The organism is Streptomyces durbertensis, assembly GCF_014156695.1.
In the GTDB taxonomy this organism is placed as follows: Bacteria; Actinomycetota; Actinomycetes; order Streptomycetales; family Streptomycetaceae; genus Streptomyces; species Streptomyces durbertensis.
On sequence record NZ_WMLF01000091.1, the window covers coordinates 1 to 15197 of the forward strand.

The 15197-nt window shown below is 74.3% G+C and carries 14 protein-coding genes; 9 read left to right on the forward strand and 5 right to left on the reverse strand.

From position 1 onward, the window contains the following. Together GL263_RS08915 and GL263_RS08920 are read right to left on the reverse strand one after the other, a co-directional pair. Positions 1–1587, reverse strand: a 1587-nt coding sequence (locus GL263_RS08915) for a helicase-related protein (protein ID WP_182855053.1), incomplete at its 3' end; no start/stop codon positions are given. A 101-nt stretch (positions 1588–1688) separates the two neighbouring features. Further along, positions 1689–2600 (reverse strand): class I SAM-dependent methyltransferase, encoded by a 912-nt coding sequence (locus GL263_RS08920; RefSeq protein WP_182855054.1) that lies wholly within the window; start codon positions 2598–2600, stop codon positions 1689–1691. A 409-nt stretch (positions 2601–3009) separates the two neighbouring features. Here GL263_RS08920 and rpsA point away from each other — a divergent pair, with 409 nt between their 5' ends. From rpsA to GL263_RS08960, 8 genes are all read left to right on the forward strand, one after another. After that, positions 3010–4515, forward strand: a complete 1506-nt coding sequence (gene rpsA, locus GL263_RS08925) for a 30S ribosomal protein S1 (RefSeq protein ID WP_182855055.1) — start codon at positions 3010–3012, stop codon at positions 4513–4515. Positions 4516–4746: 231 nt separating this feature from the next. After that, positions 4747–5712 carry a proteasome assembly chaperone family protein gene (locus tag GL263_RS08930; RefSeq protein ID WP_182855056.1) on the forward strand — a complete coding sequence of 322 codons (966 nt, stop codon included), beginning with the start codon at positions 4747–4749 and terminating at the stop codon, positions 5710–5712. Positions 5713–5785: 73 nt separating this feature from the next. Beyond that, positions 5786–6385: a dephospho-CoA kinase gene (gene coaE / locus GL263_RS08935; RefSeq protein ID WP_182855057.1), complete on the forward strand. Its 600-nt coding sequence runs from the start codon at positions 5786–5788 to the stop codon at positions 6383–6385. A 72-nt stretch (positions 6386–6457) separates the two neighbouring features. After that, on the forward strand, positions 6458–6832 hold the full coding sequence (locus tag GL263_RS08940) for a tetratricopeptide repeat protein (RefSeq protein WP_182855058.1): 375 nt from the start codon (positions 6458–6460) through the stop codon (positions 6830–6832). A gap of 290 nt (positions 6833–7122) precedes the next feature. After that, positions 7123–7917, forward strand: a complete 795-nt coding sequence (locus GL263_RS08945; protein ID WP_438947935.1) for an HNH endonuclease family protein — start codon at positions 7123–7125, stop codon at positions 7915–7917. Between the two features lie 116 nt (positions 7918–8033). Next, positions 8034–9281, forward strand: a complete 1248-nt coding sequence (locus GL263_RS08950; protein ID WP_182855059.1) for a VWA domain-containing protein — start codon at positions 8034–8036, stop codon at positions 9279–9281. After that, positions 9281–10144 carry a hypothetical protein gene (locus GL263_RS08955; protein ID WP_182855060.1) on the forward strand — a complete coding sequence of 288 codons (864 nt, stop codon included), beginning with the start codon at positions 9281–9283 and terminating at the stop codon, positions 10142–10144. Before GL263_RS08950 ends, GL263_RS08955 begins: the two co-directional genes overlap by 1 nt. Positions 10145–10292: 148 nt before the next feature. After that, complete coding sequence (locus GL263_RS08960; protein ID WP_438947936.1) at positions 10293–10763, forward strand: type II toxin-antitoxin system PemK/MazF family toxin; 471 nt, start codon at positions 10293–10295, stop codon at positions 10761–10763. Positions 10764–10778: 15 nt separating this feature from the next. Here the strand turns inward: GL263_RS08960 and GL263_RS08965 are convergent, their stop codons facing one another. After that, a complete protein-coding gene (locus tag GL263_RS08965; protein ID WP_182855061.1) occupies positions 10779–12005 on the reverse strand; it encodes a CapA family protein in 1227 nt (408 codons plus the stop codon). Positions 12006–12175: 170 nt separating this feature from the next. After that, a complete protein-coding gene (locus GL263_RS08970) occupies positions 12176–12961 on the reverse strand; it encodes a class I SAM-dependent methyltransferase (protein WP_182855062.1) in 786 nt (261 codons plus the stop codon). Positions 12962–13140: 179 nt separating this feature from the next. Here GL263_RS08970 and GL263_RS08975 point away from each other — a divergent pair, with 179 nt between their 5' ends. Then, a complete protein-coding gene (locus GL263_RS08975; protein ID WP_182855065.1) occupies positions 13141–13857 on the forward strand; it encodes a PIG-L deacetylase family protein in 717 nt (238 codons plus the stop codon). On the opposite strand, the gene GL263_RS08980 is transcribed toward GL263_RS08975, so the two are convergent. After that, complete coding sequence (locus tag GL263_RS08980; protein ID WP_438947937.1) at positions 13845–15164, reverse strand: MFS transporter; 1320 nt, start codon at positions 15162–15164, stop codon at positions 13845–13847. The two genes, GL263_RS08975 and GL263_RS08980, sit on opposite strands and share 13 nt — an antisense overlap. Positions 15165–15197: the final 33 nt, after the last annotated feature.

Consider the following 15197-nt stretch of genomic DNA (forward strand, 5'->3'; position numbering starts at 1 on the left):
CTGCCCCGCCGCGCCGGCCCGGTCGGCCGCCTCCAGTGCCGACGTCAGGCGGCGCACCTCGCGGCGCCATCTGGCCGCGTACGGGTCGTCCCGCCCGGCCCGCCGCGCGGCGCGCAGCACCTGCGGCACGTCACCGCCCCACGCCCTCGGCGGTTCCTCGCTCAGCAGCGCCACCACCTCGGCGGCGAGCCGGCCGCCCACCGCCTCGGCGCCGTCCAGCAGCGCCCGGGCCAGCCGCGGGTGCACCCCGAGGCCGGCCAGCGCCCGGCCCCGCGCGGTGACCCGGCCGTCGGAGCCGACCGCGCCGACGGCGCGCAGGGTCTCGCGGGCGGCCGCCATGGCGCCGGCGGGCGGCGGGTCCGGCAGGGCCAGCGAGGACGCGTCCGGATCACCCCAGCAGGCGGCCTGCAGGGCGAAGGCGGTCAGATCCGCGACCGCGATCTCCGGTGCCGGAAAGCGCGGCAGCCGGCTCTCCTCCGCCTGGTCCCAGCAGCGCAGCGCGACACCGGGCGCCTCCCGGCCGGCCCGGCCGGCACGCTGGGTCGCGGCGGCGTGGGAGACCCGCACGGTGGCCAGCGACCCCAGGCCCCGCGCGTGGTCCACCCGGGGTACCCGGGCGAGTCCGGAGTCCACGACCGTGCGGACGCCCGGCACCGTCAGGCTCGACTCGGCCACCGAGGTGGCCAGCACGACCCGGCGGGCGGCGCCGCCCGCCAGCACCGCGTCCTGCACGGCGGCCGGCGCGCGCCCGTGCAGTTGCAGCACCTCCCAGCCGGCGGCCGCGAGGTCGTCCAGCATGCCGGCCACCCGGCTGATCTCGCCCGCGCCGGGCAGGAAGCACAGCACGTCGCCGCCGTCGGCGCCGCCTGGCCCCTCGTCGCCCAGAGCGGCCCGGCGCACGGTGGCCGCGACGTGCCGCAGCAGCGCCGGGTCCACCCTGGTGCCGTGCGCCGGTCGCACCGCGGACGGCGGCGGCACATGGCGCACGGCCACCGGATGCGACTCGCCCCGGCCGTGCACCACGGGCGCCGGGGTGCCGTCCTCATCAAGGCCGGTCAGCAGCCGTGCCCAGCTCTCGGTGTCCGCCGTCGCGGAGGCCGCGACCAGCCGCAGCTCCGGCCGCAGCGCGGCGCGGACGTCGACGAGGAACGCCAGCGCGGTGTCGGCGTCCAGATGCCGCTCGTGGCACTCGTCCACCAGCACGACGTCCACCCCGGCCAGCTCCTGGTCCCGCTGGAGGCGCTGCAGCAGCACGCCCGTGGTGACGACCTCCACCCGGGTGGCGGCGCCGACACGCCGTTCGCCGCGCACGGTGAGGCCGACCGAACCGCCGGTGCGCTCGCCGAGCAGCCACGCCATGCGGGCCGCCGCCGAACGCGCGGCCAGCCGTCGCGGCTCGGCGACGAGTACCCGGGCCGGCGGCCGCCCGTCGTCCAGCAGCCCGGCCAGCGCCAGCGGGACGAGTGTGGTCTTGCCGGTGCCCGGCGGCGCGTGCAGCACGGCCACGCCACGCCGGTCGAGCGCGTCGGTCAGCTCGGGCAACGCCGCCCGCACGGGCAGCCGGTGGAGGGCTTCGGTTCGCAGCACGCCCCCAGTCTTCCGTGCCGCCGTCAGCGCGCGACGCCGCCCTCGGCCCGGCCGCTGCCTTCGGCCGGCCGGCCGTCGACCCGGCCCGGCGGCCGCGTCCCTCAGCCTCGGCCCGCGGCAGGGGCGTCGGCGACGCAGACGAAGATCGCCGTGCCCGGGATCAGCCGCCCCCGCAGCGGCGACCAGCCGCCCCATTCCTGGTGGTTCCACTCCGGCCATTCCGGCTCGACCAGGTCCAGCAGTCGGAAGCCGGCGCGGGTCAGCTCCCGCACCCGGTCGCCGAGCGTGCGGTGGTGCTCGACGTACCGGGCGCGGCCCGACTCGTCCTGCTCGACGTAGGGCGTGCGGTCGAAGTAGGAGGCCGCGACGGTCAGCCCCTCGGGGCCGGGCTCGTCCGGCAGCGCCCAGCGGATCGGGTGCGTGAGCGAGAAGACCCACCGCCCGCCGGGCCGCAGCACCCGCCGCACCTCCCGGAACACCTGTTCGGCGTCCGCGACGAACGGCACCGCGCCGTAGGCGGAGCAGGCCAGGTCGAACGAGGCGTCGGCGAGCGGGAGTCGCCCGGCGTCCGCCTGGAGCAGGGTGACGCCCCCGGCGCCGAGGCGCCGGGCGTGCTGGAGCTGCCGGTGCGAGACGTCCACCGCCACCGGCCGGGCGCCGCGCGCGGCCAGCCAGCGGGAGCACTGCGCGGCTCCCGCGCCGATCTCCAGCACCCGCTGCCCCGCCAGCCCGGCCGCCGGTCCGAGCAGACCGGCCCGCTCCTCGTCCAGCCCCTCGGGCCCCCAGACGAAGCGGTCGTCGCCGAGGAAGTCGCCGTGCTCGCGCTGGTAGTCGTCCGCGTTGCGGTCCCACCAGTGCCGGCTGGCCGCCACGCTCTCCGCCACGCCCGCGGGCCGGCGCACGGCCGTCTCGTCATCGGCGTCGGCGTCGGACTCATCGGCGTGGGCGGTGTACGCGGCGTCGGCACGGTCGGGCGTGTCGTACGCGTCGTCGGCGGGGTGATGCTGGTTCATGCGGTCCGTTCGGTTCGTCGCTCCGGGAGCCCCCGTGCCGGCGTGCGGGACGGTGGCGTAGGCTGACCGGTGCTTGTAGGTCGCGAGCGCGACGGAACGGGTGCCGTGCCGGAATCGGGTGATTGGCCCTGCCTGTGCTCAATCGTGCATTGACCCTTCCCCGTCGCGCCCGTATGCTACAAGTTGCGCTGCGGGCCTGCGCGCCTCGGACGGAGTAGGTCGCGCTTGCATCTGTTGTATGTCCCCTCGGTTGTCGAGGCGCTCATCCTCAGCCGTTCAGGCGGTCTCACCGCTCGGACGCTCAGGGAAAACGGGCGCTTCTCAGGCTGTCCGGCTTCGGCGGTGCGAAACGGGCTCACGGCGTAGCAGTACCTACGACTTTCATGTCCGTACCGGAGCCCTTTACCACATGACGAGCAGCACCGAGAGCACCGTGACCACCCCGCAGGTTGCGGTTAACGACATCGGTTCCGAGGAAGCCTTCCTCGCCGCGATCGACGAGACGATCAAGTACTTCAACGACGGCGACATCGTCGACGGCGTCATCGTGAAGGTCGACCGGGACGAGGTCCTGCTCGACATCGGTTACAAGACCGAGGGCGTCATTCCGTCCCGCGAGCTGTCGATCAAGCACGACGTCGACCCCAACGAGGTCGTCGCCGTCGGTGACGAGATCGAAGCCCTTGTCCTCCAGAAGGAGGACAAGGAAGGCCGCCTGATCCTCTCGAAGAAGCGCGCCCAGTACGAGCGTGCCTGGGGCACCATCGAGAAGATCAAGGAAGAGGACGGCATCGTCACCGGTACCGTCATCGAGGTCGTCAAGGGTGGTCTCATCCTCGACATCGGCCTCCGCGGCTTCCTCCCGGCCTCCCTGGTCGAGATGCGTCGCGTCCGCGACCTCCAGCCCTACGTGGGCAAGGAGCTCGAGGCCAAGATCATCGAGCTGGACAAGAACCGCAACAACGTGGTCCTGTCCCGCCGCGCCTGGCTGGAGCAGACCCAGAGCGAGGTCCGCCAGACCTTCCTCACCACCCTCCAGAAGGGCCAGGTGCGCTCCGGCGTCGTCTCCTCCATCGTCAACTTCGGTGCCTTCGTGGACCTGGGCGGCGTCGACGGTCTCGTCCACGTCTCCGAGCTGTCCTGGAAGCACATCGACCACCCCTCCGAGGTCGTCGAGGTCGGCCAGGAGGTCACGGTCGAGGTCCTGGACGTCGACATGGACCGCGAGCGCGTCTCCCTGTCGCTCAAGGCGACCCAGGAAGACCCGTGGCAGCAGTTCGCCCGGACGCACCAGATCGGCCAGGTCGTCCCCGGCAAGGTCACCAAGCTGGTTCCGTTCGGTGCGTTCGTCCGCGTGGACGAGGGCATCGAGGGCCTGGTCCACATCTCCGAGCTGGCCGAGCGCCACGTGGAGATCCCGGAGCAGGTCGTCCAGGTCAACGACGAGATCTTCGTCAAGGTCATCGACATCGACCTCGAGCGCCGCCGCATCAGCCTCTCGCTGAAGCAGGCCAACGAGTCCTTCGGTGCCGACCCGATGGCCGTCGACTTCGACCCGACCCTGTACGGCATGGCCGCGTCCTACGACGACCAGGGCAACTACATCTACCCCGAGGGCTTCGACCCCGAGGCCAACGACTGGCTCGAGGGCTACGAGAAGCAGCGCGAGGAGTGGGAGCGCCAGTACGCCGAGGCGCAGACCCGCTTCGAGCAGCACCAGGCGCAGGTCATCAAGTCCCGCGAGGCGGACGCCCAGGCCGAGGCCGAGGGTGCCACCACCGGCGGCTCGCCCTCGCAGGGCGGCGGCCAGGGCGGCGGCTCGTACTCCTCCGACTCCGGTGACGACTCCGGTGCGCTCGCCTCCGACGAGGCGCTGGCCGCGCTCCGCGAGAAGCTCGCCGGCGGTCAGAGCTGAGCCGACGGCACGCGCCGCGGGCCCAGGCCCCGGATGAGGTGACGGACCGACACCGGCCCGCCCGCCTCACCTGACGGCCGACCGAACAATCAGAGGACCCGCCTCCATCAGGAGGCGGGTCCTCTGCGTTTCCTCCGTTTCCTCCGGGGCCCTCCCGGGTCTCCTCCGGGAATGCGTGGCCGCCGGCCGTCGTTGACGCCTGCAGAGCAGGGACACGGAGGGACTGGAGCTGTGCGGGAAGCGCGCGAGTTGTTCGAATGGGAGCCGGCCGGGCTCCGGGAGGTCGACGAGATCCTGGACCGGGGGGTCGGCGCCGGGCTTGTGATGTTCTACCACTTCGAGGGCTTCATCGACGCCGGCGCCGTGGGCGAGCAGATCGCCGCCGGCCTGCTGGAGCACCACGAGTCGCGGACGGTCGCCCGCTTCGACGTCGACCGGCTGGTGGACTACCGGGCCCGCCGCCCGCTGATGACCTTCGAGCGGGACCGCTGGACGGCCTACCGCCGCCCCGAGCTCGCCGTGCGCCTGATGCGGGACTCCGCGGGCGCGCCGTTCCTGGTGCTGTCCGGGCCCGAGCCGGACGTGGAGTGGGAGCGTTTCACCGCCGCGGTGCGCACGATCGTGGAGCGGCTGGGCGTACAGCTGTCGGTGACCTCGCACGGCATCCCGATGGGCGTCCCGCACACCCGGCCCGTCGGCCTCACCCCGCACGGGACGCGCGCCGAGCTGGTCCCCGGCCAGCCGAGCTTCTTCGACGAGGCGCAGGTGCCGGGCAGCGCCGCCGCGCTGCTGGAGTTCCGGCTCGAGGAGTCCGGGCACGACGTGCTCGGCGTCGCCGCGCACGTACCGCACTACCTCGCCCGCTCCGCCTACCCGGACGCCGCGCTGGTCGCGGTGGAGGCGATCACCGCCGCCACCGGCCTTGTCCTGCCCAGGCTCGCCCAGGAGCTGCGCACGGACGCCCACCGCACGCAGAACGAGATCGAGCGCCAGCTCGCCGAGGGGGACGACGAGCTCGTCTCGGTGGTGCGCGGTCTGGAGCAGCAGTACGACGCCATCGCCGGCGCCGCCACCCGGGGCAACCTCGTCGCCGAGCCGGTCGACCTGCCGTCGGCGGACGAACTCGGCGCCGTGTTCGAGCAGTTCCTCGCCGACCGCGAGCGCGGACCGGGCGAGGGAGACGGCCGCCACGGCTGACGCGGTGGGTGCCGTGCGGGCCGTGTGGGTGCTCCGGCGCCGCAGCCGGCGTGGGGCCCCGTAGGGTGGGCGCATGCTGAGTGTGGGACTGACGGGCGGGATCGGCGCCGGCAAGAGCGAGGTCTCCCGCCTGCTGGACAGGCTGGGCGCGGTGATCGTGGACGCCGACCAGATCGCCCGTGAGGTGGTCGAGCCGGGTACACCGGGGCACGCGGCGGTGGTCGCCGAGTTCGGCGAGGAGGTGCTGCTGCCCGACGGCCGGCTCGACCGTCCGGCGCTCGGCCGGATCGTCTTCGGCGACCCGGCGCGGCTCGCCGCCCTCAACGCTATCGTGCACCCGCTTGTCGGCGCGCGGTCGGCGGAGTTGCAGGAGACCGCCCCGCCGGACGCGGTCATCGTGCACGACGTGCCGCTGCTCGTGGAGAACGGGCTGGTGCCGCTGTACGACGCTGTTGTTGTCGTGGACGCCGGCGAGGAGACGCGGCTGGACCGGCTGGTGCGGCTGCGCGGCATGAGCGAGGACGAGGCGCGTTCGCGCATGGCGGCCCAGGCCGGCCGCGAGCAGCGGCTCGCCGCCGCCGACTTCGTGATCAACAACGACGGGCCGCTGGCGGAGCTGGAAGCCCAGGTCCGCGAGGTGTGGCGGCGGCTGCTCGACCGTCGGACCGGCTGAGGACGCCACCCGCCTCGCCGCGGGAATGCGCGGCGTGCGGCGACCGTTGACCTCTGGGTAAGGAGGAGCCGTATGGCCAGCACGCCCGAGACGCACATCATCGACTACCGAGCCGCCGAGCACCTGCTCAACGCCAGGGACCCGCGCGGCGCCATCCAACTCCTGGACACGGTCATCGAGGCCCACCCCGAGCACCTCGGGGCCCGCCTGCTGCGGGCGCGGGCCTACTTCCTTGCGGCCCGGCTCGGCGCGGCCGAGCGGGAGTTCCGACACGTGGTCGACCGCGAGCCGGCCAACGCCTACGCGCACTTCGCGCTCGCCCGGACCCTGGAGCGGGCCAACCGGCCCGAAGAGGCCCGGCGGCACTTCCGGCTCGCCGCCGCGCTCGACCCCCGGCCGGACTTCGTCGCCGCCGCCGGCTTCGACGCGCCGCCCGGCCAGGGGTGACCCGAGAGCCGTGGGGAGCTGACGGACACAGGCGTCCAGGGCCGCCGCGCGAACCATCGATCACGGTTCGCGCGGCGGCCCTCCGACGTTCTGACGCGGTCCGGTCGGTGCGGCGCGTGAGGGCGCGCGCCGGCAGCCGGGTTCCGGAGCGGCGCACACCCGTGCCCACGGTGGTACGCGGCGGACCCGGCGGTGCACAAGGCGCCCTGTGCGGCGGAGACGCGGTGGCTTAGGATCACGCGGGGGCGTGCCCCCGTGTCCCGCCCGAACGCGCCCCGTTGGACGTGCCTGTGACCTCGCGCCAAGCCGCCGCCCGCCCCGCCGACTCCGCATCCGCCCTCGCGGCGCCGCGCCGAACTCTCCGGCGTGCCGCGCCTCTTGTCGTCGCCGCTCTGCTGCTCGGCGGCTGCGCCGCGCTGGAGGGCGACCCCGCCTCCGAGAAGCCGGCCGACGGCCGGCCCGCGTCGCCGCCGGCGGGAGGAGCCGTCGCCGCCCTGGCGGAGCTGTCCGTCAAGGAGTCGGCCGGCAAGGAGGGTTACGACCGGCGGAAGTTCGGCTCGCCGTGGGCCGACATCGACGGCAACCGCTGCTCCACCCGCAACGACATCCTCCAGCGCGACCTCGACGACGTGAAGCTCGCCGAGGACGGCTGCACGGTGGAGAGCGGCACCCTGACCGACGACCCGTACACAGGTACCACGATGGAGTTCACCCGGGGTCGCAGCAAGGTGGACATCGACCACGTCGTGGCGCTGTCGGACTCCTGGCAGAAGGGAGCAGCGGACTGGGCGCCGGCCAAGCGCATAGCCCTGGCCAACGACCCGCTCAACCTGCTGGCCGTCGAAGCCTCCGCCAACCGGCAGAAGGGCGACTCGGACGCGGCGGAGTGGCTTCCCGCCAACGAGTCCTACCGCTGCGAGTACGTCGCCCTCCAGATCGCCGTCAAGCAGAAGTACGAGCTGTGGGTGACGCCGGCGGAGAAGCAGGCGATGTCCGGCGTGCTCGACGGCTGTGCGGACCAGCGGCTCCCGGAGCCCGGTGACGCGCCGACCGAGGCCCCGGACCGCTTCTCGGCTCCCGAGTAGCCGCGCCGCCGGGCGCCGCCCGGTTGTTCGTCGGCGACAACGCGTGGACGGGCTGCCAACCGGCCTGCGCGCACGGCCGGTTTGGCGCCCGGGGCGCGGATCAATAGGATCCGCCAATGATCATAGGAAGGCGGTCGGCGGCGGCGCTCTGCGCCATGCTCGTCGGCCTTGGGGCAGCGGGACTGCCCGGTAGCGCGGCGGCCGAGCCGGTCGGCGAGGACACTCCACCGCCGAAGGTCAACCTGGTACTCGACGTCAGTGGTTCGATGCGGGCGAAGGACGTCGGCGGGAAGTCGCGGATGGCTGCGGCCCAGCAGGCGTTCAACGAGGTCATCGACGCCGTCCCGGACGGCGTCCACCTCGGCATCCGCACGCTCGGCGCGAACTACCCCGGCGAGAACAAGAAGTTGGGTTGCGTCGACAGCGAGGCCCTCTACCCGGTCGGGGAGGTGAACAAGACCGAGGCGAAGACGGCGGTGGCCACGCTGCGTCCGACCGGCTGGACACCGATCGGCTACGCGCTGCGCGGCGCGGTGAAGGACCTGGGCGACGGGGAGGGAACCCGCCGCATCGTGCTGATCACCGACGGCGAGGATTCCTGCGGCCAGCCCGACCCGTGCGACGTCGCGCGTGAACTGGCCGCCAGCGGCACCCAGTTGACCGTCGACACGCTGGGCCTGGCCGCCGACGACAAGGTGCGCCGGCAGCTCGGCTGCATCGCGGAGGCCACCGGCGGCACCTACACCTCCGTCCAGGACACCGACCAACTCTCCGACCGGCTCAAGCAGTTGGTGCGTCGCTCGGCCGACACGCCGCTGGAGAACCCGGCGCCCGCCGAGGGCGGCGAGCGTTGCGCGGACGCCCCCCAGCTCACCCCGGGCGTCTACGCCGACCGTGCCGAGTTCGGACAACACCGCTGGTACCAGGTTGAGTTGCAGCCCGGCCAGGAGCTGCGCGCCTCGCTGAGCGTCGCGGCCGACCGCGCCGTCGACCGCGACTACGCGGTACTGCTGCGGGCGGTCAGCGAGCGCGGCACCGAACTGGTACGCGGACGCGAGGCCGGCAGCGGCCGGACCGACGTGCTCTCCACGGGGCTGCGCTACCCGTGGAACGGCGAGGAGGAGCGCACGGTGTGCCTGGAGGCGTCCCACGCCTTCTCCGCGCCGGCGTCCGTCCAGCGCACGCCGGGACTGCCGGTGGAGCTCACCGTCGACGTCGTCGAGGCGTCGGACACCGCCGACGTGGCGTTCCTCGGGCTGGCCCGCGGCTGGGTGCCGGTCCTGCTGCTCACCGTGACCGGGCTGGCCGCCGGACTGCTGGCCGGCCTGATCGGCCGCCTGCGCAACCCCGCCAGGAGGGCCTGATGCGGACCAACCGTACGAGGCGCACCCCCCAGCTGAGGCGCGCCGCTCGCCTGCGCGTGTGGACGGCCGCGCTGGCGCTCGCCGGCACCGCCCTGATCGGCGGCGCCGCCCCGGCGCTCGCCGACGGGGACGACGGCGAGAACACCGGTGACAACGGCACGGTGACGGAGGCCGGCACCACCTTCCGCGGCGCGACCGTGCTCCGGGACGGGCAGGAGGGCAGGGCGGCGGCGTCCAGCAGCGACTACCTGTACTGGGCGTTCGGCGCCGGCGCGGGCCAGCGCCCCACGGTCTCGGCGACCGTCCGGCTGCCCGAGTCCTCCAGCCGCAGCGGCACCTCCCGCTGGCAGCTCTCGCTGCACGACGGCCTGCGCCGCGCGCAGCCCTGCGCGGCCGGCACCCACACCCGCACCGCCCGGCAGGACGCGGCCGAGGTCCGGCTGCGCTGCACGCTGCGGCCCGTGCAGCCGTGGGCCGACACCTGGTCGGAGGACCCGCTGCCCGGCGCGTACTTCGTGCGGGTGGCGGCTGTCGGCCTGCCGGAGCAGGACCGCGGTCTGCCGATCGAGGTCTCGATCGAGGTCGACGCCGGTTCCGCGGGCGGCGCCCGCCGGGGCGGCGGCGACCTGGGCAGTCCGCTGATCCCCTCGCTGCACGCGGGCACCGCGCTGGCCGGCGGTGACGGCGGTGACAGCGTCGAGGACAACACGGAGGGCCGCCGGACGCTGGAGCTGGCCGAGCCGGACGGCGGCTGGTCCGGTTCGTGGTGGTCGGACCGCTGGCTGTGGACCGCCGGCGGGGGAGTGGCCGGCGCGCTGGCCGCCGTGGGCGGATACCTGTGGGTCCGGCGCCCACGGGTGTGAAGTCCACGTGTGTGGACCCACGGGTGTGAACCCACGCGTGTCAGGCACGGTTCGGCGCGTTCCGGGAGCCCCGCGCTCCCGGAACGCGCCGTCCGGCGGGCGGACACCGGACGTCGGCCCGCCACCGCCGGGCAGTACCGTGAGCCCGGTGAACACACGAACGACCGTGACAGCCAACGCCGCTGACGCCCCGCCGCCGCTCGGCAGCACCGGCCCGACCGCCACCCGCGAGGTCTCCGGCACCGCCGTCGGCCCGGTGCGTACGGAGTACGCCCCCGACCCCGACGGCGATCCCGACCCCGGCGAGATCGTCTGGACCTGGGTCCCGTACGAGGAGAACGACGGCCGCGGCAAGGACAGGCCCGTACTGATCATCGCCCGGGAGGCCGGGGACACCGTCCTCGGCGTGCAGCTGACCAGCCGCCGTCGGGACGACGACCACGAGTGGGTGGGCATCGGCAGCGGCCCCTGGGACGCGGCCGGCCGGGAGAGCTGGGTCGACCTCGACCGGCTGCTGCGCATCCATCCGGCCGCGATGCGCCGGGAGGCGTGTGCCCTGGAGGTGACCAGGTTCGCCGGGGTGGTGCGCGGGCTGCGGCGACGCTACGGCTGGCGCTAGCCCCGGGCGGGGCGGTCAGCGCCCCATCACCAGACCGTCGTCGGCGGCGCCCCGACTGAGCACGGCACGGCTGATCAGCTCCCGGGCCCGCCGGTACTCGCCGGGCTCGTCCGCCCGTCCCCGGCTGCGGGCGAGGTTGACGATGTCCACGCGGGGGCGGTTCACCACCAGGTGCGGCACGTACTCCGCGCGGACCACCCGCCACGCCTCACCCGGCCGCTTCGGCGGGCGGAAGGTGAACCGGGCGGCGCTTCCCATGCTGCCGCGTGGGTCGCTCATCTCACCGACGAGCTGGTCGCCCATCCCGTAGACCACCCAGGTGCCGTTGACCTTCTCGTACGCCTGGGGCACGTGGGCGTGGGTGCCGATGATCAGGTCGATGTCGCGGCGGCCCTTGGTACGGGAGGCGGTGAGCCGGTCGGCGAGCCGCAGCTGGTCCTCGTCGGGTGCCTCCTGCCCCTCCGTCCCCCAGTGCGTGCTCACCACCACCACGTCCGCGCCCGCGCGCCGGGCGGCCCGGGCGTCGGCGATGATCCGGCGGGTGTTGATGAGATTGACCAGCCACGGTTTCGGCTTGGCCATCCGGACCGGATCCGTGCCGAAGCTGACGTTGCTGCCGTGGGTGTACGCGAGGTGGGCCACGCGGGCGTCGCCCGCCCGCAGGATCGGCGGGCGGGCCCGTTCGGTGGCCGAGCGGGCGGAGCCGACGTGCCGCAGCCCCGCCGCGTCCATCGCGTCGAGCGTCCGCACCACGCCCGCGCGGCCCGCGTCGAGGGTGTGGTTGGAGGCGGTGGAGCAGGAGTGGTAGCCGGTGTCCCGTACCGCCTGGGCGATCTGCGGCGGGGTGAGGAAGTTCGGGTAGCCGCTGAAGGGCCCGTTGGCGGCGCCGTAGACGGTCTCCATGTGGCAGATCGCCAGGTCTGCTCCGGCGAGGGCGGGGGCCGCGCCGGAGAGCATCCTGCGGAAGTCGTAGCCCTCCCCTCCGGCGTCCCGGCGGGCCTGCTCGATCACCGAGTCGTGCGGCAGGATGTCGCCGGTCGCCACGAGGGTGAAGCCGGTGCCGGCCGGCCGCACGGCGGTTGCGCCGGAACGATTCTGCTCGTTCTCGGTCGGCTGAGCCGCGTCCTGCCCGCGGCTCTGCGGCGGTTGCGGCGTACCGCCGCAGCCCGTCGCGCCGCCGAACACGGCGAGAGCGAGCGCCAGGGCCGCGGCGACGCGCGTGCCGGTGCTGAACCGTGCCACGATCTGACCCCCGTTCAGCGGACGATATGACTACTCCATTCCTCGGCCTCCTGATGGCGGCGCCGTGGTAGCCACACCGGGCACGTCATCCGCTCGGCGCACCGAAACCGGCCGGACGGAGCATCCCGCCCGGGCGGCGAGCGCGCACGGCGCCGCGACCCGCCCGGTGCTCACTCCGCGTGCCGGACCCTGATCCGGGACTGCTTGTGCGGCAACTCGTCCCACGCCGGCATCGGGTGGGCACGCAGCCCGTAGGACTCGGCGAGCGACAGCAGCGTGTGCGTGCGGTAGTAGAAGTCCTCCCGCAGCACCTGGTGTTCGGTGCCCTCCGTGCGGTTGTAGGTGAAGTCGAAGAACCCGCCCGGCGCCATCACCCGGCCGACGTGCGCGAAGCACTCGTCGATCACCTCCAGCGGGGAGTGCGAGAAGACGCTGTGCGCGTGCACCACCGTGAAGTAGCCGTCCGGCAGGTGCGCCAGCCGCAGATCCCGCACCAGCGTCAGATACGGCAGCTTGTCCCGCAGCCCGTACTCGGCGACCGTCTCCTGCGCGGCCAGCAGGATGTCCGGCGAGATGTCGACCCCGTGGTACCGGCCGGGGCCGAGGTGGTCGATGAACAGGCGGCCGGCCCGGAGGTTGCCGCAGCCGATCTCCAGCATGCGGTCCGCCGTGGTGAGACCGTTCGCGGTGAGGAAGTCGAACTGCATCCGGCCCAGCGCCAGCCAGCGGTCGTGGGTGGCGCTGCCGACCGCCGCCTCCGGGTTGCGGCTGGTGTCGTCCTTCATCACGGCGCGGTAGTACGCGATGTGGTCCCGGCCCGCCTGACCGCGCAGCCGCAGGTCGCGCACCAGGCGGCGCAGATACGGCCGCACCCGCTCGGGGTGCCGGGCGGCGTAGCGGATGCGGTGGCCGAGGGACGCGCGGTTGGCGCGGTGGGAGTCGGTGGTCTGGGCCATGACACTGCCTTTCGACGTGGGCTCCTGACATACGGTCGGCCGGAGGACGCGCCGACCGCGCTTCCGGCCCCCTGCCACAAGCGTGCTGTGTGACGATCGTTTTCACAGCACGGCGCGGCAGGGACCACCCGAGGAGGGCACACGTGGCGGAACGACAAGAGGGCCGGCGGCTGGAGGACATGCCGACGGACTGGGAGCGCGCCCTCGCGGTCGTCGCACACCCCGACGACCTGGAGTACGGCGCGGCGGCGGCCATCGCGCACTGGACCGACCAGGGCAAGGACGTCCGCTATCTGCTGGCCACGCGGGGCGAGGCCGGTATCGACGACCTCGAACCCGGCCAGTCGGCACGGGTGCGGGTGCGGGAGCAGCAGGCGAGCGCCGCGGTCGTCGGTGTGTCCGAGGTGGAGTTCCTGGACCACGGGGACGGAGTGATCGAGGAGGGTGTCGCGCTCCGCCGCGACCTGGCGGGCGCCATCCGCCGCCACCGCCCGGAGCTGATCGTCATGCTCACCCACACCGACACCTGGGGTCCCGGCTACTGGAACTCCGCCGACCACCGGGCCGTCGGCCGCAGCACCCTGGACGCCGCGATGGACGCCGGCAACCGCTGGATCTTCCCCGAGCAGCTCGCCGAGCAGGGCCTGAGGCCGTGGAACGGCGTGCGGTGGGTCGCGGCGGCCGGCGCACCGGACCCGACACATGTCCAGGAGGTCAGCGACCGGGACGTGGAACGGGCCGTCGCCTCACTGGCCGAGCACCGCGCCTACCTGAGCGCGCTCAGCGACCAGGAGCCCGCGGAGTACGCCAGGACCTTCCTCCAGGGAGTGCTCGAGGGCATGGCCGAGCAGACGGGCGGCCGCCAGGCGCTCGGCTTCCGGCTCTATCCGCGCTGACCGGCCTCGAAGGCGGGCGCGTCCGGGCCGGGCGTGTCCGGGGCGCCCGCCTCCGCGTCGGGCGCCCCGGGCTCGCGGCCCGCCGCCCGCCCGGCGGCCCGCCGCCCCAGCACGTCGAGCAGCACCAGCGCCGCGACCGGCAGCAGCAGCGCGGCGGCAAGCGCGTTCAGCCAGCCGTACCCGGCCTGCGCGACGACCAGCCCGGACAGCGCGCCGCCGGCCCCGGCCGCCGCGTTCATCGACAGGTCGGACAGGCCCTGCACACCGGCCCTGGACGGCTGCGGGACGCTGTCCGTCAGCAGCGCCGAACAGGCCACCATGCCCGCCGACCAGCCGAGCCCCAGCAGGAACAGGCCCGCCGCGCTCTGCCCGTGATGACCGCCGGCGGTGCCCGCCAGCGCGGTGGCGCCGCCGGTCAGCGCCACGGCCAGCCCGATGACGCCGAGCCGGCCGAGCCGGTCCGCGAGCCAGCCCAGCAGCGGCGAGAAGGCGTACATGCCCGCGATGTGCCCGCTGATCACCAGCCCGACCAGCTGGAGGTCGGCGCCGTGGTGGTGCAGGTCGATCGGGGTCATCACCATCACCGACACCATCGCGGTGTGCACGCCGGTGAGGGTGACGAGGGCGAGCCGGGCGCGCGGTGAGGCGGCCACCGCGGCCAGCGCGGCACGGATCGACCGGTCCTCCCGGTTACCGCCGCCGGCCTCGCCGGCCAGCGCCCGCGCGGTCAGCAGCGGGTCGGGCCGCAGCAGGGCCCACACCAGACCGGCGGCGAGCAGGAAGATCAGCGTGCCCCAGACAAACGGCCCCGCGGCCTCCGGCAGACCCAGCTCCCGCGCGCTGCGCCCGGCGGGCGCGGCGATGTTCGGCCCGGTCACCGCGCCGACCGTCGTCGCCCACACCACCAGGGAGATGGCCCGCGCCCGGTGCGCCGGCTCCGCCAGGTCGGCGGCGGCGAACCGGGCCTGCAGATTGGCGGAGGAACCCGCGCCGAAGAGCGCCATACCGGCCAGCAGCAGCGGGAAGCTGCCGACCGTCGCAGCCAGCACCACCACCGCGCCGCCGGCGGCCCCGAGGAGGTAGGCGAGGGTGAGGCCCGCGCGCCGCCCCCGGGCGGCCATCAGGGACGCCAGCGGCAGCGAGAGCAGCGCGGTGCCGATCACCGAGGACGTGGTGGCGAGCCCGGCGAGCGCGCTGGACCCGCTGATCTCCTCCGCCAGCACGGCGGCGAGCGCGATGGCCGTCGCCACCCCCAGCCCGCCGAGCACCTGGCTGGCCACCAGGACGGCCGTCGTACGGCGTCGCACGGCGGACAGGTCGTGCCCCGAGAGGGTCTCGGG